Here is a 24235-nt window from a genome sequence, read left to right on the forward strand (position 1 = left end):
CCATGACTGAAAAAAGTAATCTGCCGGCGCTGAGCAAGCAAGTGACCGAGCTGGTGCTGGCCGGTTCGCTGGGCCACGCCGAACAAGCTTTCGCCGAGGCGGCCGACCAGTTCGGCGACCTGGCGGTGGTGGAAGTGCTCAACAACATTCCGCCGCAAGTGACGGCGCTGCATCTGGCCGGCTTCGACGGCGGCAAGATGTCGCTGGCGACCCTGCTGGTGCCGGCCAAGGCCTGGGCCGACAGCCTGGCTTTCTTCGCCGCGACCTGGCCGGACGACCAGATCGAGGACGATCCGGAGCGCATCGCCGAGTCGCTGTTCGCGCACATCCACGGCGTGGTGTTCTCCACCGACGACGAAGAGCGCCGCAAGGAACTGCTGGCGGCGGCCTCGGCCACCGACCATGGTTCGACCGCGTTCGCGATCCTGTTCTCGATGGCGCCGAAGGAAATCCTGGAAGTGGCCGGCGAGATCATCTCCAAGGGCCCGTACCTGACCGGCCAGACTTCGTCCGACAACGACGTGGTTCCGCTGGCGATCCTGCTGGCGCAGGCCTCGGAAGATGGCTGGGACCGCGCGCTGTTCGAGCTGTTCCCGGAGTTCCGCCACAGCGCCGACCTGGCCGACGCCGAATTCAGCGACGACCCGGACGACGAGCCGAACTTCCTGCAGCGCTCCACCAAGGAATTGCTGTACCGCTTGCGCAAGCAGGTACCGTCCACGCGCAGCGCCGCCAAGCCTGGTTCGCGCCGCAGCCTGGGCACCGGCATTTTCTCGTGATGGAATCCTGATACATGCTGCCAGCAATAGTCGTAGAAAATTTACCGCGCCTGACCCGCGCCATCCAGCAACTGGCGGCCAACCCGGACGACGAGGCCGCCTACGCGCTGGCCGATGAACTGACCGGCATCACCGCCATGGTGGCCGAGAAGTTCACCAACGACCGCACCGCCGACGGCATCCAGAAAGCCTTGCAGCTGACGGTGGGCGGGGTGTCGCTGGGCCTGGACCACGCGCTGATGCACGAGGGCGACCTCGCGGCGCTGGACTTCCTGATCGAGCACGGCGCCGAGCACGCGTTCCAGATCGGCTTCCGCCTGGTCAAGGAATTGTCGGCCTTGCCGGAGGATGCGCTGGTCGGCGAGTACGATACCGATCCGGTGTATTCTGCACGCCGCCTGCGCGACCTGTTCATCGATTTGTGCCAGACCGATCCGAACCAGAACTGGAACGGCATGGAGCGCTACGAAGTGCTGCTCAAGCAGCGCAAGGAAGTGCAGGCCGTGGTGCGCTTGGCCGGTTGGCTGCGTCGTCACAACAGTGAAGGCCCGGTCAGCGATACCGACCTCAATGCCGAGGGTGTGATTGCGCTGTCCATCATCTTCGCCATCGAAGGCGGCGGCCGTGTGGTGGCGCGCACCGGGCAGAAGGAGTTCGAACGCTTCGTCAAGTCGGTGCGCAAGTCCAAGCCGGATTACGAAGAGGGCTGGGCGGCGCTGGTGGCCAAGGTGCCGGTGCAGCATCACCCGGTGCTGCTGGATCGTATTGCCAGTTATCGCACCAGCTGCACGGTGATCCAGAACATCAAGGGCCGCACGGCGATGAAAACGCTGTTCGCGGAACTGGAAAACTACGCCGGCTCCGAGCTGGACGCCGACTACAACTAGCAACTAAGTTAAGCCGCAGCAGCCTCCGTCGCCACCGCGACGAAGGCCGCCACCAGCGGCGAGCTTTCATCTTTGCGCTGCGCCAGCAGCAGCGTAGTGTTGGCCTCCGGATCGGCCAGCGGGCGATAGCAGACGCCGCCCATGTGGATGATGTCGAACGAGCTGGGCAGCACCGAGATGCCGCAGCCGGCCGCCACCAGGCCGATGATGGTCGACGCTTCGTTCGCTTCCATCGCTATCGTCGGCATGAAGCCGGCGGCTCGGCACAGCCGGAAAATCTGCGGATAAATCCCGGTGCCGGCCGTCTTCGGATACATCACGAACGGCAGGCCTTGCAGGTCGCTGATGGCGACCGCCTTCTTCTTTGCCAGGGGATGGCCCAGCGGCAGCACCAAGGTCAGCGGATCGTGCCGCAGCACCGTCATCTCGACCGCATCGGTCACCGCCACTTCCGGCGGACGCACCAATCCCAAATCCAGTTCCCGCGCGGCGATGGCGTCGATCTGCGGCACCGTCGACATTTCGCGCAAGGTCAGCGTCACGCCCGGATAGCGCTGGCGGTAGCGGTTGACCACGGTCGCGAACAGCGGCGTCAGCGGGGTGGAGAAGGTGAAGCCGACCCGCAGTTCGCCGGCTTCGCCGCGCTCGGCCCGGCGCGCGGTCTGCACCGCCTGCTCGGACAGCGACAGCACGCGGCGGGCGTCGTCCAGGAACAGCTTGCCCGCTTCGGTCAGTCGCACCCAGCGCTTGCTGCGCTCCAGCAGCTGAGCGCCCACTTCGGCTTCCAGCATCTGGATCTGGTGGCTCAGCGGCGGCTGGCCGATGTGCAGGCGTTCGGCGGCGCGGGTGAAACTGAGCTCCTCGGCGACGGCGACGAAGTAGCGCAGGTGGCGGAGTTCCATCTCTGTTATCTTTTTAAGGTATGAGTAACGGCTTAAATATATATTGGACAGTGGTTCGGTGCAATCCTAAGATGAAGACATCGTACCTCTGAAGAGAGCACCACCATGTCGTTGAGCGCCGCCGTATTACCTGCCATCTCCGCGCCTTCCGGTCCAGTGCCGCGCATTGCCGTCGGCAGTCCTGAATTCAAGCGCAGCAATCGGGCGCTGTTCTTTGGCGGCTTTTCAGCCTTCGCCTTGCTGTACAGCGTGCAGCCGCTGATGCCCTTGCTGTCGCATGAGTTCGCGCTGAGCGCGGCGCAGAGCAGCATGGTGTTGTCGGTGTCGACCGGGGCGCTGGCGGTGTCGCTGGTGGCGTCGAGCGCGGTGTCGGAGCGGCTGGGCCGCAAGCCGCTGATGGTGGCGGCGATGGCGATCGCGGCGTTGCTGACGATCTTGTGCGCGTTTGCCCAGAGCTATCCGCAACTGTTGCTGATGCGCGCCGCGCTGGGCGTGGCGCTGGGCGGCATGCCGGCCATCGCCATGGCTTATCTGGGCGAGGAGATCGAGCCGGCCTCGCTGGGCTTGTCCATGGGGCTCTACATCAGCGGCAGTGCCTTCGGCGGCATGGCGGGGCGAGTGGTCACTTCGGTGTTGAGCGATCATTTCTCGTGGCGGCTGGCGATGGCGGCGGTGGGCGCGGCCGGTGTGCTGGCGGCGCTGGAGTTCTGGCGTTCGTTGCCGGCGTCGCGCCATTTCGTGCCGGCGAGCGGCGGCTGGCGCACCTTGCCGGCCGGCTTCAAGCTGCATCTGTCCGATCCTGGCTTGCCCTGGCTGTTTGCGCTGGCGTTCCTGCTGATGGGTAGTTTCGTCAGCCTGTACAACTACATCGCGTATCGCCTGCTGGGCGCACCCTTCGGGCTGAGCCAGAGCGTGGTAGGGGCGGTGTCCTTCCTGTATTTGCTGGGGATTTACAGTTCGGTGTGGGCGGGGCGGCTGGCTGACCGCTACGGCCGGCGCCACGTGCTGTGGGCAGTGATGACCATCATGATCGCCGGTCTGCTGCTGACCTTGTCGAACTGGCTGCCGTTGATTGTCGTTGGCGTGGCGCTGTTCACCTACGGCTTCTTCGCCTCGCATTCGATGGCCAGCAGCTGGGTGGGGCGGCGCGCCACCACCAACAAGGCGCTGGCGTCGGCGCTGTATCTGTTTTTCTATTACCTAGGTTCCAGCGTGGTCGGTTCGGCCACCGGCGTGATGTGGGGACGTAGCGGTTGGCCCGGCGTGGTGCTGGTGTTGAGCGGCTTCCTGGGCCTGGCGTTCATGGTGGCGCTGCGCCTGCGTCGCCTGGCGCCGTTGGGGCAGGCCGAGCGCTAGTCAACGCGGGCAGTTGGTATATGACCTCCTGCCGTCCGGGTGGATGTTGATGCAGTAGGTGACGATAGCGGTGATGATTTTGTAGGTGCGTGTTTTGTTCTCGCCGTCTGGCGTGCTCAGTTCGATCATTTTTGCGGCCTGGTACCACTTCGGCGGCACGGCTTCGTGCGCGGCGTTGATGCCGCGTTCCAGGCGGGCTTGCTTGCTGTCCGGCGGCGGCACCGGGGCGCGCTCGGGATAGGCAGCGCGCAATTCCTTGTCTATTTTTCCCACGTCCAGCCTGGCCTGGTTCAGGATGTCGCTCGCGCTGGGTGGGCGTTGCGCGGCCGGCGCCTGGGCGAAGGGATCGTCGGCGATGCTGGCCGGCGTTGGCACGGTTGCGGGCGGGCTTGGGGCGGCTGTTGGAGGCGTAATAGCTTTCGGCGTCGGCGTCGGCGTGACCCGGGCCTGAGGCTCGGGTTTGACCTGCGGCTTGGGCAGGCTCTTGGTTGCGGGCCGCGCCATCGGTAGCAGCCATTGCATCGCTTCACGCGGTGCGCGCGGCGTGTCGGCGGCATGCTGGCGCTGCATGAATGCGTAGATGATTGCTATGTGCAGCAATCCGGTGATGAGCAATCCCGGCAGGTGGCGTGGTCGATGTTTGATCATGCCGGGAGGATAACTTATAAACTGTATATTTATTGGTTTTATCACAAGTCCTTACAAAGCCTGTAAGTTTGCCGTCGGCGGCGCGACCAAGGTGCATCACTTATCGCATTGGAGACGCCGTGAAGCATTTAATCCTGAGCCTGGCCGCCGCGGCCGCGCTGAATATTCCGCCGGCGCTGGCCGCCGGCTGCAGTGCGCAGAGTCCGGCCTATCGCATTGCCTTGCTGGAGTTGTACACCTCCGAGGGCTGCAGCAGTTGTCCGCCGGCCGACCGTTATGTCAGCGGCTTGCGCGCGGACGGCGTGACGGCGCAGCAGGCGGTGGTGCTGTCCGAGCATGTCGACTACTGGAACTACATCGGCTGGAAAGATCCGTTTTCCAGCAAGACCTACACCGACCGCCAGCACTGGCTGAGCGACCTGGCCGGCTCGCGCACCATCTACACGCCGGAGATTTTTGTCGGCGGCAAGGAGCAGCGCGGCTGGCCGCGCGGTGTGGTCGATACGGTCAAGCGTATCAATGGCTTGGCGGCGCAGGCCGATATCGGCATCACGCTGGATGCGGCCAGTGCGGGCGGACTGGCGGTCAGCGTGACGGCCAAGTCGGCGCATGAAGGCAAGCTGTTCGTCGCGTTGGTCGAGAACGGCGTGACCAGCCAGGTGAAGGCGGGCGAGAACAGCGGCCGGTTGTTGCGTCATGATTTCGTCGTGCGCGAGTGGCTGGCGCCGATGTCGTTGACGTCGGGTGGCGCGGTCGTCAGCCGGACGCTGGCGCTGCCTGCCGGTGCGGCGGCCAGCAGGCTGGGCATCACCGCCTTCGTGCAGACGGACAAGGGTGAGGTATTGCAGGCAATGTCGCTGCCGGTTTGCGGCGGCTAAATTTGACCGCGCGCTGATCTGCATCAGCGCTCCCTTGGTTAGGGTTTCGTCCGCCGAAACCGGCGGCGGCCTCCACTGTCGAACTTCCTTGGCACGTCTGTGCCGGAGAAAACAGAGGAGGGATAGATCATGCTGCAAGCGAACGATATCCAACATCGGTTTCATTTATTGGAGCAAGCGATAGGGCAGGCCTCGCAAGCCTGTTCCGCCGAGCGCCACGTGCCCGGCGAACTGCGCGACAGCATCCAGCGATTGGACCGGCAATCCGATACGGCGAAGGAAGTGTTGCTGTCCCAGGATCAGCTGCGCATCCACAAGCTGATGCGCGAAATGGAACGGCTCTCGGAGCGGGCCAGGCAGGTCTGCATCAACGTCCCGCAACTGTCGTCGCAGATGCGCGGCGCGGTGAGCTATATGCACGGACAAGTCATGGAGCTCAAGCGGGACATGCGTATCAGTTCCTAATCACACGGAGGCGGGTCGCCTTCGCGGCGACCTGTGAATGCTATGGACCATAAGCAAGCCACCAAGTACCAAATAGTTCGCCTGCTTTGCAGTATTGCCTTGTTCCTGGTGTTGGCTGCGACTGCGGTGGCGTTAGACCTGTTGTCACAGTGGGTAAAGACCTTGGGCGTCGCAGACTGGACATACGAAATAATCGCCTGGAGTGCGCACTGCATGTTCGCATTGGACATGCTACTATTTTTTGTCTCCTTGCTTTTTCAGAGCTGGGATTTTGTGAAGGGACTTCGGAAATGAATAATCCTGCAAATCACAAAGAAGAGAGTTATGCATGGCGCATGTTCAAGGAGAGTTTGCGCCTTTATTTTCTTCCGATAACCGGCGCTTGCCGGGCTATGAAGGCGGAAATGATCCGCTCCGAACGGAGACGCAAACGTTCAAGAGAATGAGTCTTTTGGAATCACATGCCGGAACGTCGGTTCGATGTTTTTGCCGTGCAGGTGCTGGATGATGTCTTCCAGCGTCGCGTCTTTTAACAGCAGGCCTTCCTGGGCTATGTGCGCCGCCGGCGCTGCCGGTTTGTGCGGGCGCTCCTTGCCGTGCGCCGGGTGCATGGTGGTGATGGCGTGCGTGAACTGCTTGTCGCTGATGCTTTGCAGTCCCTCCAGGAACGCGGCTTGCGCGGCGTAGGGCGGCATCATTTCCAGTCCCGATTCGTCGGCGAACGAGGCGCCCATGCCGGGATTGATGAAGGCGGCCCAGCGGCCGCTGGCCATGTGCAGGCAAGGCGGCAGTTCGGCCGTCGTGCTGGTCAGGGTGTCGGGGCGCAGGCCGATCTCTTCGTTCGGAATGTCGGGGAAGTAGGTCTTGCGCAGCAGGTGCAGGAAATGCTGCGCCTGATTCAGCGGCACCGGCGTCTCCAGCGACAGCCACAGCGAATAGCCATTGCCACCGCTGATGCTCACCGCCGGCGCAGGAAGGCTCAGTTGATCCTGCAGCGCGTTCGCCACGCCGCACAGACGATCCCAGTGTTGCAAGGCCGGCGCGTCGCCCATGCGGTTGAAGTCGATGATCATCGTGCGCACCAGGCCGTTGTCGGAGACCAGGTTGATGGCGCCGGTCTTCTCGCCGCCCAGGTGCTGCGCCAGCATCTCCGGCGTCAGCGCGCCTGCGGGGAAGCACTCCTGGTCGTCGAGCAGGTACAGCCGCTGCAATTCCGCGATCAGCTTGTCCATCACAGCACTCCCTGCGCGCGCAAGGCGGCGATGTCGTCGTCGCTCTGGCCCAACAGGCTGCGCAGGATCTCGTCGGTGTGCTGGCCCAGCAGCGGCGGCGCGACCGCGTTGTCGGTCGGCGTGAGCGACATCTTCATCGGGCTGCGCACCAGCCTGGTGCTGCCGGCGGTCGGATGCGGCACCTCCATCACCAGCTCGCGCGCCAGTACTTGAGGGTTCTTGTAGACGTCGTCGAGGTTGTTGATCGGGCCGCACGGCACGCCGACCGCTTCCAGCTTGTCGATCCAGAAATCGCGCGGCTGCGCCAGCACCATTTCGGCCAGCAGCGGCACCAGCTCGTCGCGATGCTTCACGCGCAGCGGATTGGTTGCATAGCGCTCGTGGGTCGCCAGGTCGGCGCGGCCGCCCACTTCGACGAACTTCTGGTACTGGCCGTCGTTGCCGGTGGCGACGATGATGTAGCCGTCGGCGCACTGGAAAGTTTGATACGGCACGATGTTCGGATGCGCATTGCCCCAGCGCTTGGGCGGCTTGCCGCTGTTGAGGTAGTTGCTGCCCATATTGGCCAGCATCGCCACCTGCACGTCCAGCAGCGCCATGTCGATGTACTGGCCTTCGCCGCTGCGGTCGCGGTGCGTCAGCGCGGCCAGGATGGCGATGGTGGCGTACATGCCGGTCATCAGGTCGGTCAGCGCCACGCCGGCTTTCTGCGGACCGCCGCCGGGCAGGTCGTCGCGCTCACCGGTGACGGACATCAGGCCGCCCATGCCCTGGATCAGGAAGTCGTAGCCGGCGCGGTGCGCGTACGGGCCGTCCTGGCCGAAGCCGGTCACCGAGCAGTAGACCAGGTCGGGCTTGATGGCCTTCAGCGATTCATAGTCCAGGCCGTAGCGCTTGAGCTGGCCGACCTTGAAGTTTTCCAGCACCACGTCGCAGTGGCTGGCCAGTTCGCGTATCAGGGCCTGGCCGTCGGCGCTGGCGATGTCGATCGTGACCGAGCGCTTGCCGCGGTTGGCGGCCAGGTAGTAGGCCGCTTCCGTGGTGTCCTGGCCTTCGGCGTCCTTGGCGTACGGCGGGCCCCAGGCGCGGGTGTCGTCGCCGCTGCCAGGCCGTTCGATCTTGATGACGTCGGCGCCGAGGTCGGCCAGATTCTGCGAACACCACGGTCCCGCCAACACGCGGCTGAGGTCGAGGACGCGGATATGGCCTAGCGCTTTTGGAGCTGTCATGATGAGTGTAACCTTTTGAGTAATCCGATCAGGCCGCTAGTGTAGTGGCTCAGTCGGCGCTTGCACATAATTTTTTTGCAAGGTGGCGGCCAGTTCGCGCGCGGCCTGCCAGCGCAGCTGCGGCGATGGATAGTCGGGCTTGATGAGGCGCGGCTGCGCGCTGCCCCGGTACATTTTCCTGAAATAGCCCGCCAACTGCGCCGCCGGCCAGCCGGCCCGCCAGGCCAGCAGCATGCCTTCGCGGTCGGCTTCGACTTCCTGGGCATAGTTGGTGGGCGCCAGTTGGCCGATCAGATCGTTGTCGTAGTCGACCGCGTGTTCCAGTTCCAGGAAGGGGCGCTCGGCCCAGCGCGGCGCCAGCTTCAGCGCCTGCTGGTATTCCTGCAGGTTGTGGTGCAGGGCGGCGTGCTCGATCTCGTGCGCCAGCAACATGGCCAGCTCGGCGTCGCCCAGTTCCAACCGCTGCACATAGGCCAGGCTGACCAGGATTTTGCCGCCCGCCATGCAGTCGGCGTTCTGGTCGGGATCGTTGGTGGTGTGGACTTCCCAGGCCCAGCCGGCCGTGTCGGGATAGTCGCGCCTGGCGCGGGCGATCAGCGTCGCGGCGATGGCGCTGACGCGGGCGGTGAAGCTGGCGTCGGCGTCCAGCACATGGTCGTTCAGGCGGGCGGCGTACACCTGGGCGGCGCGGGTGATAAGCAGTTGCTGGGTGAGGGCGGCGGCGTCCTGCGCGGGCACGGCGGCGGGCGCGCCGGCCAGCAGCGTGAACAGCGCGGGCAGCAGCAGCCGGCCTGCCCAGCGCCGCCTATTTGCCAGGTCCCGCATTCGTGATAATGTTGACATCGTGTCCATTACTGCTTTCGAGGCATCCACCATGTGGCCTTACCCAAAAATCGTTGCACACCGAGGCGGCGGTACGCTGGCGCCGGAAAACACCGTCGCCGGCCTGCGCGCCGGCCTGGCCTACGGCTTTCACGCGGTCGAGTTCGACGTCATGCTGTCGCGCGACGGCATCGGCATGGTGATGCACGATCCCGACTTCGGCCGCACGGTGGCGGGGCAGGGCAGCGTGGCCGAGACCGACGCCATCGAGTTGTCCGGCATGGACGCGGGCAGCTGGTTCGGGCCGCAATTCCGCGACGAGCCGGTGCCATTCTTCACCCAGTTCATCGATTATTGCAAGCAGCAACGCATCTGGATGAACGTGGAAATCAAGCCAGCCGACGGTTACGAGCGCGAAACCGGCGCCTGGGTTGCAAAAATAACACGCGAGCACTACGCCGCCGAGATGGCGGCGGGCGACCCGGCCGCCGTTCCCCTGTTGTCCTCGTTCAGCTTCGACGCCCTGGCCGCCGCCCGTGACGCGGCGCCCGAGCTGCCGCGCGGCTACCTGCTGGACCGCATCCCCGCCGACTGGCAGGCGCAGGCGCGCGAACTGGGCGCGGTGGCCATCCACACCAACCAGAAGCACCTGACCCGCGAGCTGGCGGCGCAGATCAAGGCGGCCGGCTACGGGCTGTTTTGCTATACCGTCAACGATCCCGAGCGCGGCAGGGAGATCCTGTCATGGGGCGTGGATGGCTTTTGTACGGATCGGATCGATTTGATCGGACCGGGTTTCGCCTAAGACCCTGTGGCTCTCGCGGTCATATATAATCAACCCTTTGCATTTGCCAGCTACCACTGCTTACGACATGAAATCATCTGAAATCCGCGACAAATTCCTCAAGTTTTTTGAATCCAAGGGTCATTCGATTGTCCGTTCCAGCTCCCTGGTGCCTGGCAACGACCCGACCCTGCTGCTGACCAACAGCGGCATGGTGCAGTTCAAGGACGTGTTCACCGGTACCGACAGCCGTCCGTACACCCGCGCCACCTCCGTGCAGCGCTGCGTGCGCGCCGGCGGCAAGCACAACGATCTGGAAAACGTCGGCTACACCGCGCGTCACCACACTTTCTTCGAAATGCTGGGCAACTTCAGCTTCGGCGACTACTTCAAGCGCGATGCCATCAACTTCGCATGGGAACTGCTGACCAAGGTCTACGGCCTGCCGGTCGACAAGCTGACCGTCACCGTCTACATGGAAGACGACGAAGCCTACGACATCTGGGCTAACGAAGTGGGCGTGCCGAAAGAGCGCATCATCCGCATCGGCGACAACAAGGGTGCGCGCTACGCATCGGACAACTTCTGGCAGATGGCCGACACCGGCCCATGCGGCCCGTGCACCGAGATCTTCTACGACCACGGCGCCGACATTCCAGGCGGCCCTCCAGGTTCGCCTGACGAAGACGGCGACCGTTTCATCGAAATCTGGAACCTGGTGTTCATGCAGTTCAACCGCGACGAAGCGGGCGTGATGCACAAGCTGCCGAAGCCGTGCGTCGACACCGGCATGGGCATGGAGCGCCTGGCCGCCGTGCTGCAGCACGTGCACTCGAACTACGAGATCGACCTGTTCCAGGCCCTGATCAAGGCCGCCGCGCGCGAAACCGGCGCCACCGACCTGGAAAACAAATCGCTGCGCGTGATCGCCGACCACATCCGCGCCGCCGCCTTCATGATCGTCGACGGCGTGATTCCTGGCAGCGAAGGCCGCGCCTACGTCCTGCGCCGCATCATCCGCCGCGCGCTGCGTCACGGCCACAAGCTGGGCCAGACCAAGCCGTTCTTCTTCAAGCTGGTGGCCGACCTGTCGATCGAGATGGGCGCCGCCTATCCTGAGCTGGAAGAAGCCAAGGACCGCGTGGCCCAGATGCTGAAGGCCGAGGAAGAGCGTTTCGGCGAGACGTTGGAAACCGGCATGAAAGTGCTGGAAGCGCAGCTGGCCAAGGACGGCAAGGGCATCGACGGCGCCACCGCCTTCACCTTGTACGAAACCTACGGCTTCCCGCCGGACCTGACCGCCGACATCTGCCGCGAACGCGATATCGAGTTCGACCAGGTCGGCTACGACGCCGCGCTGAAAGAAAGCCAGGAACTGTCGCGCAAAGGCGGCAAGTCGACCAAGGATGCCAAGGTTGAGTACACCGGCGAGAAAAACAAATTCGTCGGCTACGACAACCTGACCCACAGCAGCAAGATCGTTGCCCTGTATGCAGCCGGCACGCCGGTGCAGGAACTGAAAGCTGGCCAGGCCGGCATCGTGGTGCTGGACACCACGCCGTTCTACGCCGAATCGGGCGGCCAGGTCGGCGACCAGGGCGTGATCGCCACCGGCGCGGCGCAGTTCGCCGTCAGCGATACGCTGAAGATTCAAGCCGACGTGTTCGGCCACCACGGCGTGCTGGAATCGGGCTCGCTGAAAGTGGGCGACGCCGTCAGCGCCAACGTGGACGAAGCCAAGCGCGCGCGCACCATCCGCAACCACTCGGCCACCCACTTGATGCATAAAGCCCTGCGCGAAGTGCTGGGTTCGCACGTGGCACAGAAAGGTTCGCTGGTCGATCCTGACAAGGCCCGTTTCGACTTCAGCCACAACGCACCGATGACCGCCGAGCAGATCGCCCAGGTGGAAGCCATCGTCAACCGCGAAGTGCTGGCCAACACTTCAGTCCAGCAGCACCACATGTCGTTCGACGACGCCGTCAAGCATGGCGCGATGGCGCTGTTTGGCGAGAAGTACGGCGATGAAGTGCGCGTGATGGACATCGGTAGCTCGAAAGAACTGTGCGGCGGCGTGCACGTGCACCGCACCGGCGACATCGGCCTGTTCAAGATCATCTCGGAAGGCGGCGTTGCTGCCGGTATCCGCCGCGTGGAAGCAGTTACCGGCGAAGGCGCAGTGGCACTGGTGCAGTCCATGAACCGTCGCCTGCTGGAAGCTTCGGCAGCGTTGAAGGCGACTCCGGAAGAACTGACCGCGCGTATCGGCCAGGTGCAGGACCATGTCAAGGCGCTGGAGAAGGAACTGGCCGCGCTGAAATCGAAACTGGCTTCGGGCCAGGGCGATGAGCTGGTCACGCAAGCGGTCGATGTCAACGGCATCAAGGTGCTGGCGGCCGTGCTGGAAGGCGCCGACGTGGCCCGCCTGCGCGAAACCATGGACAAGCTGAAGGACAAGCTGAAAACCGCCGCCATCGTGCTGGCCAGCGTAGCCGACGGCAAAGTCAGCCTGATCGCGGGCGTGACGGCGGACGCCACGTCCAAGGTCAAGGCGGGCGAGCTGGTGAACTTCGTTGCACAACAAGTGGGCGGAAAAGGCGGCGGACGCCCTGATATGGCGCAGGCCGGCGGTACCGATCCTAGCGGTTTGCCAGCGGCTCTGGCGGCTGTTCCGGGCTGGGTAGGCGAGCGCGCTTAAGTTGCCAAAAAGCCTTGTAATGCAGTAACTATGCGGCCTGCGTATCTTGCGCAGGCCGTTGTTGTCTGAGGCGAGCTGTTGTATACTTGCCAGTTCCCGTTGCAAACTTGCAACGCACTATGAACTATTTTGGTGCAGCGCGTCATTTGATCCGTTTTGGAGTAGTATGACGACAGTCCTAACAAAACATGCGGGTTCTTGATGAGCGACACGATACTTGAAAACGAAATCATGGAATTCCACAAAGAACTCGACGCACGCGGCCTGAACTGCCCGTTGCCGATTCTCAAGGCCAAGAAAGCCTTGTCCGAGTTGCAAAGTGGCGAAGTCCTGCGCATCATGGCGACGGACCCAGGTTCGGTGCGCGATTTCCAGGCATTTGCCAAGCAAACCGGCAACGCCCTGTTGTCCCATGTCCAGACCGGTCGTGAATTTGTCTTTTTGATGCAGCGCAAATAAGCCTGCTGCGTCTTTTTCTGTAGAAACATCGTCTGAGAGATTTATTTTTTAGACGATTTCTACTAGCTAAAAAACGCACGATCGTGCTTTATTTTCTTGTGCGGGCTGAATTTCTCATATAATCTAGCCCACATAATTTAGTCCCGAATTCTTTAATTTTTCCAAAGGCACAGCTATGAAAGTCTTGGTACCCGTCAAACGCGTGGTCGACTACAACGTCAAAGTGCGCGTCAAGTCCGACGGCACTGGCGTCGATATCGCCAACGTCAAAATGTCGATGAACCCATTCGATGAGATCGCGCTGGAAGAAGCGATGCGCCTCAAAGAAGCCGGTAAAGTCACCGAAGTGGTCGCCGTGTCGTGCGGCGTGACCCAGTGCCAGGAAACCCTGCGCACCGGTATGGCGATCGGCGCCGACCGCGGCATCCTGGTGGAAACCGCTGTCGAGCTGGAGCCGCTGGCGGTCGCCAAGCTGCTGAAGGCGCTGGCTGACAAAGAGCAGCCGCAGCTGATCATCCTGGGTAAGCAAGCCATCGACGATGACTCGAACCAGACAGGCCAGATGCTGGCAGCCCTGCTGGGTTGGCCGCAAGCGACGTTCGCGTCGAAAGTGGTGCTGGAAGATGGCAAAGTCACCGTGACCCGCGAAGTGGACGGCGGCCTGGAAATCCTGGCGCTGACGCTGCCTGCAATCATCACCACCGACCTGCGTTTGAACGAGCCACGCTATGTGACCCTGCCGAACATCATGAAGGCCAAGAAGAAACCGCTGGATGTGACCAAGCCGGAAGACCTGGGCGTCGATGTGACCCCGCGCCTGAAAACCCTGAAAGTCGTCGAGCCTGCAAAACGCTCGGCCGGCATCAAGGTGCCAGACGTCGCCACCCTGGTCGCAAAACTGCGCACCGAAGCCAAAGTCATCTAAGAACTTCATTTTCGTCCCCGGTGGAGCCGGGGACGGGAATAATCAAAGGAAAAATCATGGTCGCATTAGTTATTGCAGAACACGACAACGCTAGCCTGAAAGGCAGCACCCTCCACACCGTGACCGCCGCAGCCCAATGCGGTGGCGACGTGCACGTCCTGGTCGCTGGCTCGAACGCCGGCGCCGCCGCTGCCGCCGCCGCGCAAATCGCCGGCGTGTCGAAAGTCATCGTGGCCGACGCCGCTTACTTCGCCGACGGCCTGGCCGAGAACATCGCCGAGCAAGTGCTGGCGCTGGCCGGTTCGTACAGCCACATCCTGGCTCCAGCCACCGCCTACGGCAAGAACATCCTGCCGCGCGTAGCCGCCAAGCTGGACGTTGCGCAGATTTCGGAAATCACCAAAGTGGACTCGCCGGACACCTTCGAGCGTCCTATCTACGCCGGTAACGCGATCGCCTACGTGCAATCGTCGGACAAGATCAAGGTCATCACCGTGCGTTCGACCGGCTTCGACGCCGCTGCCGCCACCGGCGGTTCGGCTGCGACCGAGAACGTCGCCGCAGTTGCCGACAACGGCAAATCGGCCTTCGTCGGCCGCGAGCTGGCCAAGTCGGATCGTCCAGAACTGACCGCCGCCAAGATCATCGTTTCCGGTGGCCGCGGCATGGGCTCGGGCGAAGCGTTCAAGATCCTGGAACCGCTGGCAGACAAGCTGAACGCCGCCATGGGCGCATCGCGCGCAGCAGTCGACGCCGGCTACGTGCCGAATGACTGGCAAGTCGGCCAGACCGGCAAGATCGTTGCGCCTACGCTGTACATCGCGGTCGGCATTTCCGGCGCGATCCAGCACTTGGCCGGTATGAAGGACTCCAAAGTGATCGTCGCGGTCAACAAGGATCCTGAAGCACCGATCTTCTCCGTTGCCGACTACGGCATCGTCGGCGATCTGTTCGAAATCGTGCCGCAACTGGTTGCAGAACTGGGCTAATCAAGCCGTGATGAATACAGGGCCACGCTGATCCGGATGACCGGATTGCCGTGGCCTTTTTCTTGGAGACATAAGATGCCGTATCAAGCACCCCTGAAAGACATGCTGTTCGTGATGAACGAACTGGCCGACCTGGCTGGCGTCAACGCGCTGCCGGGCAATGAAGACGCGACCCCGGACACGGCCGAAGCCGTGCTGGAAGAGAACGCGAAGTTCGTCGCCAACGTGGTGGCACCGCTGAACAATCCTAGCGATAAAGATCCGAGCTTCTGGCACGATGGCCAGGTCACGACCTCCAAGGGCTTCAAGGACGCCTTCAAGGCGTTTGCTGAGGCTGGCTGGCAGGGCGTGCAGCATCCGGTGGAGTTCGGCGGCCAGGGCTTGCCGAAACTGCTGGCGACGCCGTGCATTGAAATGCTCAACGCCGGCAGCATCTCGTTCGCGCTGTGCGCGTTGCTGTCGGACGGCGCGATCGAAGCGCTGCTGACCGCCGGCAGCGATGCGCAAAAAGCCACCTATCTGGAAAACCTGGTGTCGGGCAAATGGACCGGCACCATGAACCTGACCGAGCCGCAAGCCGGTTCCGACCTGGCCGCCGTGCGCACCCGCGCCGTGCCGCAGGACGACGGTACCTACAAGGTGTTCGGCACCAAGATCTTCATCACCTACGGCGAGCACGACTTCACTGAGAACATCGTGCACCTGGTGCTGGCGCGCACGCCGGACGCGCCTGCGGGCGTGAAGGGTATTTCGCTGTTCATCGTGCCCAAGTTCCTGGTCAACGCCGACGGCTCGCTGGGCGCGCGCAACGATGCGCATTGCGTGTCGATCGAACACAAGCTGGGTATCAAGGCCAGCCCGACCGCCGTGCTGCAATTCGGCGACCACGGCGGCGCCATCGGCACGCTGGTTGGCGAAGAGAATCGCGGCCTGGAATACATGTTCATCATGATGAACGCGGCCCGCTTCGGCGTCGGCCTGCAGGGCATCGGCCTGGCCGAGCGTGCTTACCAGAAGGCGGTTGCCTTCGCCAAGGACCGCGTGCAGTCGCGCGACCTGGCCGGTTCGGCTGGTCCGGTTTCGATCATTCATCATCCGGACGTGCGCCGCATGCTGATGTCGATGCGTTCGCAGACCGAGGCGGCGCGTGCGCTGGCCTATGTCGGCGCCGGCATCAGCGACGTGGCGCATAGCCACGCCGACGCCGAGGTGCGCAAGGCCAACCTGGCCGTGTACGAATATCTGGTGCCGGTGATTAAGGGCTGGTCGACCGAGATGTCGCAAGACGTTACCCGCGACGGCGTGCAGGTGCACGGCGGCATGGGCTTCATCGAAGAGACCGGCGCGGCCCAGCACTATCGCGATTCGAAGATCCTGACGATCTACGAAGGCACGACCGCGATCCAGGCCAACGATTTGGTTGGTCGCAAGACCGTGCGCGACGGCGGCGCCGTGGCCAAAGGCATCATTGCCCAGGTGCGCGCGACCGAGGCGCAGCTGGTTGCTGTGGACAATGCCGACTTCAAGGCGATCCTGGCGCAGCTGTCGTCCGGCGGCAAGGATCTGGAAGCGGTGGTGGACTACGTGGTCGCCAATATGAAGAGCGATATCAAGGGCGTGTTCTCGGGCAGCGTGCTGTACCTGAAGTTGGCCGGCCTGGTGCTGGGCGGCTGGCAGATGGCGCGCGCGGCCCTGGTGGCGCAGCAGAAGCTGGACGCCAACGAAGGCGACGCCAGCTTCTACAAGGCCAAGATCGCCACCGCGCGTTTCTTTGCCGACCACATCCTGTCGCAGGCATCGAGCCTGCGCATCGCCATCATCGACGGCAGCGCCGGCGTGCTGGCCTTGAGCGAAGACCAGTTCTAAGCGGCGTTTTCGTCTCCAGCAAAGCGGCCTTCGGGCCGCTTTTTTTATGCGCAGTCGTCGAGGTTGGTTTTGACTTGCAGCAGCAGACTGCGCAGCGTTTGCTGCTGTTCGGCGCTGAGGTTTTGCATGGCTTGCGGATTCAGCGCTTCGGCTTGGCGTCTGATCTTTTGCTGGATGGCACGGCCGGCGGCGGTCAGCCCGCGCTGGAAGATTGAGGCCGAGCCTCAAAAAGTTGAATCCACCGCTGTGTGTGTTGCGTACAAGGAGGATATCAACCATGAGGCCCAGTATGAAATCCATCGTTCTGTCCCCGACGCCTTCCACGTCTGATCGCAAGGCCTACGCTGTCAAGCGCATGAATATCGCCGCCCAGCGCCTGCTGTATGCCGAGTCGGCCGGGGAGGAAATCCAGGCCGGCCACTGGGTGCTGGCCTGGGCTGTGGCCGCCGGCGCCCGCCCATCCGCCCGCGCGCTGCGCGAGGCCGAGTCCTGCATGACCACGCTGGTGGAGTTGCGCTTGCACTGACCCCGCGCCGGCCAGCATGGTCGCTTACGTGGACGTCGCAGCCTGACTCGGGCTCATCACATCGATGATGGCCTGGTAGACGCGCACCGGTTCTTCGGCGATGCGGTTCAGCACGTAGAGGAAGTGCTCGTCGCCGAAGACGGCGTATTCGCGGGTGGGGAAGCCGCGTGCGTGCAGCTCGGCGATCTGCTCGGTGCCCAGGCCGATCAGCGATTCGAATTCAAACCAGCGCGGGTCGACGCGTTCCTTCAGGATCAGCGCGCTGACGTCTTGCTGGATGCCGCGGTCGTGGGTGGCGATCGAGCACTTGTGGCCGCTCAGTAGCAGTTCCTGCGCATAGCGGCGGTAGGCTGCGGCCAGCTCGGGGCTGTTGCGATGGTGCGAGACCTGCTCCGACTCCAGGAAGGCGCCTTTCACCAGGCGGATGCGGCCGGGGATCTTCATCAGCGTCGGCAGGTCCTGCGCCGTGCGGTGGCGCTTGGCCGGCACGGTGATGCCGACGTTGTGCAAGCCGTCTTCCTTATGCAGGCGCGCGTAGATGGCGTAGATGTCGTCGGCGCGGTCGGCGGCCTCCATCGAGATCATCACCTCACGGTTGATCTCGGCCGCCGCCAGCGCGATGCGGCGGGCGTTGCGGTAGCCCAGTTCCGGGTCCACCGTCATGCCCACGTGCGACAGGTCGAGCGAGACCGAGCAGTTCAGGTTGCGCTGGCCGATGGCGCGGGTCAGCTCCATGAACACTTCCGTCTCGGCCATCGCGAAGGCTTCGTCGCGCACGCTCTCGCCCATGTACTCGACCGATGCCGCGTGGCCCTGGGCGATGATGTGCTCGACCCGCTGCAGCGCCTCGGCCACGGTGCGGCCGGCCACGTAGCGCTGCGACACCTTGTGCATGTAAGGGCGCAGCAGCGGATCGTTGCAGAACTTTTCCTTGGCGCTCTCGTCGAGCGCCAGCGCGCGCAGGGTGGTGGCGGCCTGGTCTACCAGCGGCTGCCATTGGATGGGGAAGGCGGGTTGGTGCACGGGATCTCCAGTAGTGGTCGAAAAAAAACAGCCCGGAGGCTGTCTTTATTCTACCTAGTTGCGGACCAGGTTGCCGTTGTCGTTGCGGACCCGGTCGCCGCTCATCATGCGCGGGTCGTGGTCGAAGTTGAAGCTGACCTGCTTGCCGTCGTCGTATTGCACGTGCACGGTCCACTGCTTGCTGGACTTGGCCTTCTCTTCGATCTTCTTGCCGGCATAGGCGCCGCCTGCCGCACCCGCGACGGTGGCCAATTCGCGGCCGTGGCCGCTGCCGACCTGATTGCCCAGCAGGGCGCCCGCGACGCCGCCGGCGATCACGCCCAGCGCGCTGCCTTCGCCGGCCTTCTCGCTGACCACCACCGAGGTGACCTTGCCGCATTCCATGCAGCTGCCCGGCTTGGCGGGGCTGGCTTTGAGCTGGGCCTTGGCCAGCGCCAGCGATCTGTCGTATTCGGATTTGGCGTCGCGCGTGCATTGCATGCGGGCCGCCGAGTTGCTTTCTTCAGCGCACAGCTTCTTGTCGTCGGCGTAGCGGGTGGCGATGCGCTTGGATTCTGCGTTGAATTGCTCTTTAGGGCTTTGCGCCTGGGCCGAGGAGGCCAGGCCGGCCAGCAGCAGTGCTGCCAGAATAGAACGGTTCATGCTTTTTCTCCTTATTAACCGTAGGAACCACCAGTGTACAACAAGTCAAATAGCCGGGAAATCGTGGCGATCAGGCTGCCCGCGCCCAGCATCATGCTGGCCACCAGCACCACGGCCAGCGGCCAGTGGGTGTCGGACTGCTTGCCGGAGCCGGGGTTGAAGCGGGCATCCCATTTTTCGTCGGACATCAGGCCCAGCACCAGCGCCTCGAGGAAGCCGACCAGGCCGGAGAGCATGATGGGCAGCAGCTTGTAGAAGCCGTCGGCGTCCGGCCAGGTGGCGGCGATGGCGGCGGCGGCCGGCAGCGCGGCCAGGTGGGTCCACAGCCAGGGGTCGCGCGGGCCGCGCAGGTACAGCCGTTGCAGGCCCAGGCCGCCCACCAGGAAGGCCAGCAGGGTGGCGAAGGTCTTGTTTTTGTGCGATGTGTGGTGCGAAACAGTCATGTTTGTTCGGCAGTAGACGGAAAACATGCAGTATCGGTCATAATACGGCCCCCGGCGGACCTTTTTTATGGACAAGGCTATTGCCCCGCACGCCGGTTCGGGGGATAATCTTCGATTACCCCAATCTGCCCGATTATTTCATTAACGCTTGCTGCTTCGCGGCAAAGCGCGCTATAATTTGCGGCTTTTTCCGTCCTAGCACACTTTTTGGAAATATTATGGTCGTTATTCGTTTAGCTCGTGGAGGCGCCAAGAAGCGTCCGTTCTTCAACATCGTTGCAACCGACTCGCGCAATCGTCGCGATGGCCGTTTCATCGAGCGCATCGGTTTCTACAACCCGATGGCATCCGGTGGCGAAGTGCCACTGCGCATCACCGCTGACCGTCTGGCTCACTGGCAATCGGTTGGCGCACAACTGTCGCCTACCGTGGCTCGCCTGGTAGCTTCGAACAAAGCTGCTTAAGTCTGGTTGCTGGTTTGACCGATAAGAATGCATCCGGGGTGCAAGTCCCCGACGATCTGGCACAGGTAGGCTTTGTCTTCGGTGCTTACGGCGTCGCTGGCTGGGTGAGGATACGTCCTTTCTCGGAAGATGCGGATGCACTCCTGTCGGTAAAAAACTGGTGGATCGACAAGCCTAGCTTGCACGATGTCGAAGTCAAGCAGTGCAAACTGCATGGCGGCGACGTGGTCGCACAGCTGGTGGGAGTGACCGATCGGGACGTCGCAGAAGCGCTCAAGGGCGCAGCTGTTTCGGTTCCGCGCAGTCGTTTCCCGGCCTTGTCCGACGATGAGTTTTACTGGACCGAGTTGATTGGTCTGGAAGTAGAGAATTTGCAAGGTGAGCACCTCGGTACGGTGACTGACATGATGAGCAATGGTCCGCAGTCGATCTTGCGCATACAGCCAGCCGCTACGCCAGATGCAGATCCCGAGGTTGCGGCGCAAGAGCGCCTGATTCCATTTGTGGACGCGTTTGTCATCAAGGTAGACAAGGCCGCAAAGAAGATCACTGTCGACTGGGGCCTTGATTATTAAAGAACATAAGGGCGGCCCGCCATGCAATTCGATGTCGTGACCCTGTTCCCTGAAATGTTCGCCGCACTGACGCAGTCGGGTGTCACCCGGCGCGCGTTTGAACAGAATAAATGTGGCTTGTCGTTGTGGAATCCGCGCGATTTCACGACCGACAATCACCGCACCGTGGATGACCGCCCCTATGGCGGCGGCCCCGGCATGGTGATGCTGGCCAAACCCCTGGAAGCGACGCTCAACGCGGCGAAGCAACGCCAGACCGAAGCCGGTCTGCCGACGCCCCGCGTGGTGTTCATGTCGCCCCAGGGCAAGCAGTTGACGCACGAGCGCGTGATGCAGCTGAAGCAGGAGCCCGGTCTGGTGATCCTGTGCGGCCGCTACGAAGCGGTGGACCAGCGTTTGCTGGACCGTTGCATCGACGAGGAAATCAGCCTTGGCGATTTCGTGCTGTCCGGCGGCGAGTTGCCGGCGATGGCCTTGATGGATGCCGTGATCCGCCAGATTCCCGGCGTGTTGAACACGGATGCGTCGGCGATCGAGGACAGCTTCGTCAACGGCCTGCTGGATTCGCCGCACTACACGCGGCCGGAAACGTATGAAGGTGTGGGCGTACCGCCGGTGCTGATGGGCGGCAACCACGCCGAGATCGAGAAATGGCGCCGTCAGCGCATGCTGGAGGCGACCGCGCGCAAGCGCCCGGATTTGCTGGTCAAGGCGCGTGAGGCAGGGCAGCTCACCAAGCTTGATGAAAAGTTTTTGGCAGGTTTGTAAACCTGTTGTTGTAGAAGCCGGCGGACATGTCGTCCGCATGGTTGTTTAACCCCATCCTCTACTGGGCATCGAGTTTCGACTCATAGCGCGCCAGCACGATGGTTTATGGAGTCATCTAAATGAATCTGATTCAACAACTCGAGCAAGAAGAAATCGCTCGCCTGGGCAAAAGCATCCCTGACTTTGCACCTGGCGATACCGTGATCGTCAACGTTAACGTAGTCGAAGGCACCCGCAAGCGCGCCCAGGCTTACGAAGGCGTAGTCATCTCCCGTCGTAACCGTGGCCTGAACTCGAACTTCATCGTTCGTAAGATCTCGTCCGGCGAAGGCGTCGAGCGTACCTTCCAGCTGTACTCCCCGCTGATCGCTTCGATCGAAGTGAAACGCCGCGGTGACGTACGTCGCGCTAAACTGTACTACCTGCGTGATCGTTCCGGTAAATCGGCACGTATCAAGGAAAAACTGCCAAACCGTCGCCCAGTGGCGAAAGCAACCGCCGCTTAATAGCTGCGTTTGTGTTTGGATAGAAGGGGCGCCATCGGTGCCCCTTTTTTTTCATAATGGAGTCGCGTTTGGCCAAGTCCCTGTTCGATCCCCAGCAACTACCAATTGACGCCATCGCCGGCGAACCCGCCGTCGCGCCGGAGCGCCTGACGCCCGCGTGGCTGCGCGGCCGCTTCATCGAGCAGCCGGCCTGGAAGCCCGAGGGCGCCGAGGAATCGCTGGGCAGCCTGTCGCAGCGGCCGACGCCGACGCCGGCCTCGGTGCTGATTCCGCTGGTGTTGCGCGAGGGCGGCCTGACCATCCTGCTGACCCAGCGCACCGCGCACCTGACCGATCACGGCGGGCAGATCAGCTTTCCCGGCGGCCGCGCCGAAGACTACGACAGCGATGCGGTCGACACCGCGCTGCGCGAGTCGGAGGAGGAGATCGGCCTAGCGCGCCGCCATGTCGACGTGCTGGGCACCTTGCCCAAGTATCTCACCGGCACCGGTTATTGCGTCACGCCAGTGGTGGGCCTGATCGCGCCGCCGTTTGAGCTGACCGCCGATCCGTCCGAAGTGGCGGAAATCTTCGAAGTGCCGCTGGCTTTCCTGATGGATGGGCTGAACCACCAGCGGCTGTCGGTGCAATTGCCGGGCGGGCGGCGCAGCTTCTACGCCATGCCATATGGCGACTATTACATCTGGGGCGCGACGGCGGGCATGCTGCGCAATCTGTTCCATTTCTTGCGCGCATAGTCACACTACGCTATCGTAGCGGGCATCAAGGCATTGCCGACTCAAAGGATTCTTAATGACTTTTCTTTCCATTCTATGCGCGCTGTTGATCGAGCAAATGAAGCCGCTGCGCGCAGACAATCCGATCTACGCCGAAATCAAGCGCCTGGCGTTGCGGATGGAGATCTGGTTTAACGCCGGCGACTCGACCCACGGCCGCATGGGCTGGTTCCTGATGATGGCCATCCTGATGGTGCCGACGGCGCTGATCTACTGGGTGCTGAAGCACTACAACTGGTTCCTGGCGGCGTTCGCGTGGAACGTGCTGATTGTCTACCTGACCTTGGGCTTTCGCCACTACAGCCACTATTTCACCTCGATCCAGCTGGCGCTCAACGCCGGCGACGACGCCGCCGCGCGCGCGCTGCTGGCCGAATGGACCCGGCAGGACACGGTGGGCATGGAAGCGTCGGAGATCGCCCGCCTGGCGGTCGAGAAATCGCTGATCACCACGCACCGCAATGTGTTCGGCGTGTTTTTCTGGTTCCTGATGCCGCTGGGCCCTGCCTGCGCCGTGATGTACCGCGTGTCCGAGCATCTGGCGCGCGCCTGGAACGAGCCTGAGCACATGCGCAACGAAGCCTTCGGCCAGTTCGCCGCGCGCGCCTTCTACTGGATCGACTGGATACCGGTGCGCCTGACGGCGGTGGCCTTCGCCGTGGTTGGCAATTTCGAGGACGCGATCTACGCCTGGCGCAACTTCGCCCACCGCTGGGCGGACGAGGCCATCGGCATCATCCTGTCGGCCGGCGGCGGCGCCATGGGCGTGCGCCTGGGCTCGCCGGTGGAAAACGCCGCCAAGGTGCTGCCGGCCGATGCCGCCACCGTCGACATCGGCGACGAAGAGCCGGACATGCTGCCGGGCGAGGAGCCCAGCGTGCGGGCGCTGCAAAGCACGGTGGGCCTGGTGTGGCGCGCCTTGCTGCTGTGGATGATGTTGTTATTGCTGTTGTCCGGCGCAGTCTGGCTCGGAGCGACCCCTTAAGCGGGTACAATAGCGGCATTGCTGTGGTGCAGAATAATGATTATTCTGCACCAAAGTGGTTAATCGCGTTGGAATCTGGATTGAAATCAATGACTTACGTATTCAGGTCTTCTATAAGATATAATACGTAAGAATCTTACAGAATGATATCCGCCCGACCGACCAAGTCGGGATCTTCCACGCATTCTTGTTACCAACAAGTATCTACTCATAAGCAGCCGCCTATGGCAGAGTCAGCTCAAAAACCGTCAGAACAGCAGGATTCGTTCTTCATCCTCGGCCAGACCAGCAATGGCAGGCAGTTCCGTCCCAGCGACTGGGCCGAGCGCCTGTGCGGCGTGATGTCGTGCTTCAAGCCGGAAGGCTATGGCGGCGGGCGCGACGCCCATTTGCAGTTCTCGCCGTATGTCACACCGACCGTCATCGATGGCGTCAAGTCGGTGGTGGTCAACGGCAAGCTGCGCCAGCTCGAACCGCTGGCCTATCACTTCGTCATCTCCTTCGCCAAGGACAACGACCTGCAAATGGTCGACGCCTGCATCCTGCCTGAAAAAGCCTGATCCTGGCCTGACCTCCCCCTTGTTTTAAAATTTGCTTAAGCGTCTACC

General features: G+C 62.7%; 28 protein-coding genes. 20 read left to right on the forward strand and 8 right to left on the reverse strand.

From position 1 onward, the window contains the following. Positions 1 to 2 precede the first annotated feature (2 nt). Together D0T21_RS22435 and D0T21_RS22440 are read left to right on the forward strand one after the other, a co-directional pair. A complete protein-coding gene (locus D0T21_RS22435; protein WP_116993527.1) occupies positions 3 to 779 on the forward strand; it encodes a hypothetical protein in 777 nt (258 codons plus the stop codon). A gap of 14 nt (positions 780 to 793) precedes the next feature. Next, positions 794 to 1666, forward strand: a complete 873-nt coding sequence (locus D0T21_RS22440; RefSeq protein WP_116993526.1) for a hypothetical protein — start codon at positions 794 to 796, stop codon at positions 1664 to 1666. 8 nt (positions 1667 to 1674) lie between these two features. Here D0T21_RS22440 and D0T21_RS22445 read toward each other — a convergent pair whose 3' ends face one another. Next, on the reverse strand, positions 1675 to 2568 hold the full coding sequence (locus tag D0T21_RS22445) for a LysR family transcriptional regulator (protein WP_116993525.1): 894 nt from the start codon (positions 2566 to 2568) through the stop codon (positions 1675 to 1677). 105 nt (positions 2569 to 2673) lie between these two features. On the opposite strand from D0T21_RS22445, the gene D0T21_RS22450 reads away from it, so the two are divergent. Further along, a complete protein-coding gene (locus D0T21_RS22450; protein ID WP_116993524.1) occupies positions 2674 to 3924 on the forward strand; it encodes an MFS transporter in 1251 nt (416 codons plus the stop codon). Here D0T21_RS22450 and D0T21_RS22455 read toward each other — a convergent pair whose 3' ends face one another. Next, entirely contained in the window at positions 3925 to 4572 is a 648-nt protein-coding gene (locus tag D0T21_RS22455) for a hypothetical protein (RefSeq protein ID WP_147328159.1), read from the reverse strand. It abuts the gene before it with no gap. A gap of 119 nt (positions 4573 to 4691) precedes the next feature. Here D0T21_RS22455 and D0T21_RS22460 point away from each other — a divergent pair, with 119 nt between their 5' ends. Both D0T21_RS22460 and D0T21_RS22465 read left to right on the forward strand, forming a co-directional pair. Then, positions 4692 to 5450, forward strand: coding sequence for a thioredoxin family protein (locus D0T21_RS22460; protein WP_229211601.1), 759 nt, complete (start codon positions 4692 to 4694; stop codon positions 5448 to 5450). Positions 5451 to 5579: 129 nt separating this feature from the next. Continuing rightward, complete coding sequence (locus D0T21_RS22465; protein WP_116993522.1) at positions 5580 to 5915, forward strand: hypothetical protein; 336 nt, start codon at positions 5580 to 5582, stop codon at positions 5913 to 5915. Positions 5916 to 6349: 434 nt separating this feature from the next. Here D0T21_RS22465 and D0T21_RS22475 read toward each other — a convergent pair whose 3' ends face one another. From D0T21_RS22475 to D0T21_RS22485, 3 genes are read right to left on the reverse strand one after another with little or no spacing between them, the layout of a single operon-like run. Further along, positions 6350 to 7147, reverse strand: coding sequence for a hypothetical protein (locus D0T21_RS22475; RefSeq protein ID WP_116993520.1), 798 nt, complete (start codon positions 7145 to 7147; stop codon positions 6350 to 6352). Then, positions 7147 to 8376: a CaiB/BaiF CoA-transferase family protein gene (locus D0T21_RS22480; protein ID WP_116993519.1), complete on the reverse strand. Its 1230-nt coding sequence runs from the start codon at positions 8374 to 8376 to the stop codon at positions 7147 to 7149. The genes D0T21_RS22475 and D0T21_RS22480 overlap by 1 nt, the downstream gene beginning before the upstream one ends. A gap of 36 nt (positions 8377 to 8412) precedes the next feature. After that, positions 8413 to 9201, reverse strand: a complete 789-nt coding sequence (locus D0T21_RS22485) for a M48 family metalloprotease (RefSeq protein WP_158568038.1) — start codon at positions 9199 to 9201, stop codon at positions 8413 to 8415. Between the two features lie 49 nt (positions 9202 to 9250). Between D0T21_RS22485 and ugpQ the strand changes: the two genes are divergently transcribed. The 8 genes from ugpQ to D0T21_RS22525 all read left to right on the forward strand — a co-directional run bounded on the left by ugpQ (position 9251) and on the right by D0T21_RS22525 (position 17445). Next, positions 9251 to 10003, forward strand: a complete 753-nt coding sequence (gene ugpQ, locus D0T21_RS22490; RefSeq protein ID WP_116993517.1) for a glycerophosphodiester phosphodiesterase — start codon at positions 9251 to 9253, stop codon at positions 10001 to 10003. A 67-nt stretch (positions 10004 to 10070) separates the two neighbouring features. Beyond that, positions 10071 to 12680: an alanine--tRNA ligase gene (gene alaS, locus D0T21_RS22495; protein WP_116993516.1), complete on the forward strand. Its 2610-nt coding sequence runs from the start codon at positions 10071 to 10073 to the stop codon at positions 12678 to 12680. A gap of 201 nt (positions 12681 to 12881) precedes the next feature. Continuing rightward, positions 12882 to 13139 carry a sulfurtransferase TusA family protein gene (locus D0T21_RS22500; protein ID WP_008445984.1) on the forward strand — a complete coding sequence of 86 codons (258 nt, stop codon included), beginning with the start codon at positions 12882 to 12884 and terminating at the stop codon, positions 13137 to 13139. A 175-nt stretch (positions 13140 to 13314) separates the two neighbouring features. Next, positions 13315 to 14064: an electron transfer flavoprotein subunit beta/FixA family protein gene (locus D0T21_RS22505; protein WP_116993515.1), complete on the forward strand. Its 750-nt coding sequence runs from the start codon at positions 13315 to 13317 to the stop codon at positions 14062 to 14064. A 56-nt stretch (positions 14065 to 14120) separates the two neighbouring features. Next, complete coding sequence (locus tag D0T21_RS22510; protein ID WP_116993514.1) at positions 14121 to 15053, forward strand: electron transfer flavoprotein subunit alpha/FixB family protein; 933 nt, start codon at positions 14121 to 14123, stop codon at positions 15051 to 15053. Positions 15054 to 15128: 75 nt separating this feature from the next. Continuing rightward, positions 15129 to 16919, forward strand: a complete 1791-nt coding sequence (locus D0T21_RS22515; RefSeq protein ID WP_116993513.1) for an acyl-CoA dehydrogenase — start codon at positions 15129 to 15131, stop codon at positions 16917 to 16919. Positions 16920 to 16993: 74 nt separating this feature from the next. After that, positions 16994 to 17134, forward strand: coding sequence for a hypothetical protein (locus D0T21_RS32085; protein ID WP_158568039.1), 141 nt, complete (start codon positions 16994 to 16996; stop codon positions 17132 to 17134). A gap of 74 nt (positions 17135 to 17208) precedes the next feature. Continuing rightward, positions 17209 to 17445: a hypothetical protein gene (locus D0T21_RS22525; RefSeq protein WP_116993512.1), complete on the forward strand. Its 237-nt coding sequence runs from the start codon at positions 17209 to 17211 to the stop codon at positions 17443 to 17445. A gap of 24 nt (positions 17446 to 17469) precedes the next feature. On the opposite strand, the gene D0T21_RS22530 is transcribed toward D0T21_RS22525, so the two are convergent. The 3 genes from D0T21_RS22530 to D0T21_RS22540 are packed head-to-tail and all read right to left on the reverse strand — an operon-like array spanning position 17470 to position 19553. After that, complete coding sequence (locus D0T21_RS22530; RefSeq protein ID WP_116993511.1) at positions 17470 to 18468, reverse strand: proline dehydrogenase family protein; 999 nt, start codon at positions 18466 to 18468, stop codon at positions 17470 to 17472. A gap of 54 nt (positions 18469 to 18522) precedes the next feature. After that, entirely contained in the window at positions 18523 to 19110 is a 588-nt protein-coding gene (locus D0T21_RS22535; RefSeq protein WP_116993510.1) for a glycine zipper 2TM domain-containing protein, read from the reverse strand. A gap of 14 nt (positions 19111 to 19124) precedes the next feature. Then, positions 19125 to 19553, reverse strand: coding sequence for a hypothetical protein (locus D0T21_RS22540; RefSeq protein ID WP_116993509.1), 429 nt, complete (start codon positions 19551 to 19553; stop codon positions 19125 to 19127). A gap of 218 nt (positions 19554 to 19771) precedes the next feature. On the opposite strand from D0T21_RS22540, the gene rpsP reads away from it, so the two are divergent. The 7 genes from rpsP (at position 19772) to D0T21_RS22575 (ending at position 24187) form a co-directional block, all read left to right on the forward strand. Continuing rightward, on the forward strand, positions 19772 to 20017 hold the full coding sequence (gene rpsP, locus D0T21_RS22545) for a 30S ribosomal protein S16 (RefSeq protein WP_008446017.1): 246 nt from the start codon (positions 19772 to 19774) through the stop codon (positions 20015 to 20017). Between the two features lie 14 nt (positions 20018 to 20031). Then, a complete protein-coding gene (gene rimM, locus D0T21_RS22550; RefSeq protein WP_116993508.1) occupies positions 20032 to 20592 on the forward strand; it encodes a ribosome maturation factor RimM in 561 nt (186 codons plus the stop codon). A gap of 21 nt (positions 20593 to 20613) precedes the next feature. Beyond that, positions 20614 to 21360 carry a tRNA (guanosine(37)-N1)-methyltransferase TrmD gene (gene trmD / locus D0T21_RS22555; protein ID WP_116993507.1) on the forward strand — a complete coding sequence of 249 codons (747 nt, stop codon included), beginning with the start codon at positions 20614 to 20616 and terminating at the stop codon, positions 21358 to 21360. Between the two features lie 119 nt (positions 21361 to 21479). Beyond that, on the forward strand, positions 21480 to 21866 hold the full coding sequence (rplS, locus tag D0T21_RS22560; protein WP_008446022.1) for a 50S ribosomal protein L19: 387 nt from the start codon (positions 21480 to 21482) through the stop codon (positions 21864 to 21866). A 68-nt stretch (positions 21867 to 21934) separates the two neighbouring features. Next, positions 21935 to 22603, forward strand: coding sequence for a CoA pyrophosphatase (locus D0T21_RS22565; RefSeq protein ID WP_199538613.1), 669 nt, complete (start codon positions 21935 to 21937; stop codon positions 22601 to 22603). Between the two features lie 55 nt (positions 22604 to 22658). Beyond that, positions 22659 to 23627, forward strand: coding sequence for a CobD/CbiB family protein (locus D0T21_RS22570; RefSeq protein WP_116993505.1), 969 nt, complete (start codon positions 22659 to 22661; stop codon positions 23625 to 23627). Between the two features lie 224 nt (positions 23628 to 23851). Continuing rightward, entirely contained in the window at positions 23852 to 24187 is a 336-nt protein-coding gene (locus tag D0T21_RS22575) for a DUF3579 domain-containing protein (RefSeq protein ID WP_116993504.1), read from the forward strand. The last annotated feature ends 48 nt before the right edge of the window (positions 24188 to 24235 follow it).

Origin of the sequence: Duganella sp. BJB476 (assembly GCF_003416895.1) — a bacterium.
Taxonomy (GTDB): domain Bacteria; phylum Pseudomonadota; class Gammaproteobacteria; order Burkholderiales; family Burkholderiaceae_D; genus Rugamonas.

Bases quoted from the DNA above. Each gene is read 5' to 3' on its own strand.
- D0T21_RS22435 (WP_116993527.1), top strand. From the start codon at position 3: ATGACTGAAAAAAGTAATCTGCCGGCGCTGAGCAAGCAAGTGACCGAG.
- D0T21_RS22440 (WP_116993526.1), top strand. From the start codon at position 794: ATGCTGCCAGCAATAGTCGTAGAAAATTTACCGCGCCTGACCCGCGCC.
- D0T21_RS22445 (WP_116993525.1), bottom strand. From the start codon at position 2,568: ATGGAACTCCGCCACCTGCGCTACTTCGTCGCCGTCGCCGAGGAGCTC.
- D0T21_RS22450 (WP_116993524.1), top strand. From the start codon at position 2,674: ATGTCGTTGAGCGCCGCCGTATTACCTGCCATCTCCGCGCCTTCCGGT.
- D0T21_RS22455 (WP_147328159.1), bottom strand. From the start codon at position 4,572: ATGATCAAACATCGACCACGCCACCTGCCGGGATTGCTCATCACCGGA.
- D0T21_RS22465 (WP_116993522.1), top strand. From the start codon at position 5,580: ATGCTGCAAGCGAACGATATCCAACATCGGTTTCATTTATTGGAGCAA.
- D0T21_RS22475 (WP_116993520.1), bottom strand. From the start codon at position 7,147: ATGGACAAGCTGATCGCGGAATTGCAGCGGCTGTACCTGCTCGACGAC.
- D0T21_RS22480 (WP_116993519.1), bottom strand. From the start codon at position 8,376: ATGACAGCTCCAAAAGCGCTAGGCCATATCCGCGTCCTCGACCTCAGC.
- D0T21_RS22485 (WP_158568038.1), bottom strand. From the start codon at position 9,201: ATGCGGGACCTGGCAAATAGGCGGCGCTGGGCAGGCCGGCTGCTGCTG.
- ugpQ (WP_116993517.1), top strand. From the start codon at position 9,251: ATGTGGCCTTACCCAAAAATCGTTGCACACCGAGGCGGCGGTACGCTG.
- alaS (WP_116993516.1), top strand. From the start codon at position 10,071: ATGAAATCATCTGAAATCCGCGACAAATTCCTCAAGTTTTTTGAATCC.
- D0T21_RS22500 (WP_008445984.1), top strand. From the start codon at position 12,882: ATGAGCGACACGATACTTGAAAACGAAATCATGGAATTCCACAAAGAA.
- D0T21_RS22505 (WP_116993515.1), top strand. From the start codon at position 13,315: ATGAAAGTCTTGGTACCCGTCAAACGCGTGGTCGACTACAACGTCAAA.
- D0T21_RS22510 (WP_116993514.1), top strand. From the start codon at position 14,121: ATGGTCGCATTAGTTATTGCAGAACACGACAACGCTAGCCTGAAAGGC.
- D0T21_RS22515 (WP_116993513.1), top strand. From the start codon at position 15,129: ATGCCGTATCAAGCACCCCTGAAAGACATGCTGTTCGTGATGAACGAA.
- D0T21_RS22525 (WP_116993512.1), top strand. From the start codon at position 17,209: ATGAAATCCATCGTTCTGTCCCCGACGCCTTCCACGTCTGATCGCAAG.
- D0T21_RS22535 (WP_116993510.1), bottom strand. From the start codon at position 19,110: ATGAACCGTTCTATTCTGGCAGCACTGCTGCTGGCCGGCCTGGCCTCC.
- D0T21_RS22540 (WP_116993509.1), bottom strand. From the start codon at position 19,553: ATGACTGTTTCGCACCACACATCGCACAAAAACAAGACCTTCGCCACC.
- rpsP (WP_008446017.1), top strand. From the start codon at position 19,772: ATGGTCGTTATTCGTTTAGCTCGTGGAGGCGCCAAGAAGCGTCCGTTC.
- trmD (WP_116993507.1), top strand. From the start codon at position 20,614: ATGCAATTCGATGTCGTGACCCTGTTCCCTGAAATGTTCGCCGCACTG.
- rplS (WP_008446022.1), top strand. From the start codon at position 21,480: ATGAATCTGATTCAACAACTCGAGCAAGAAGAAATCGCTCGCCTGGGC.
- D0T21_RS22570 (WP_116993505.1), top strand. From the start codon at position 22,659: ATGACTTTTCTTTCCATTCTATGCGCGCTGTTGATCGAGCAAATGAAG.
- D0T21_RS22575 (WP_116993504.1), top strand. From the start codon at position 23,852: ATGGCAGAGTCAGCTCAAAAACCGTCAGAACAGCAGGATTCGTTCTTC.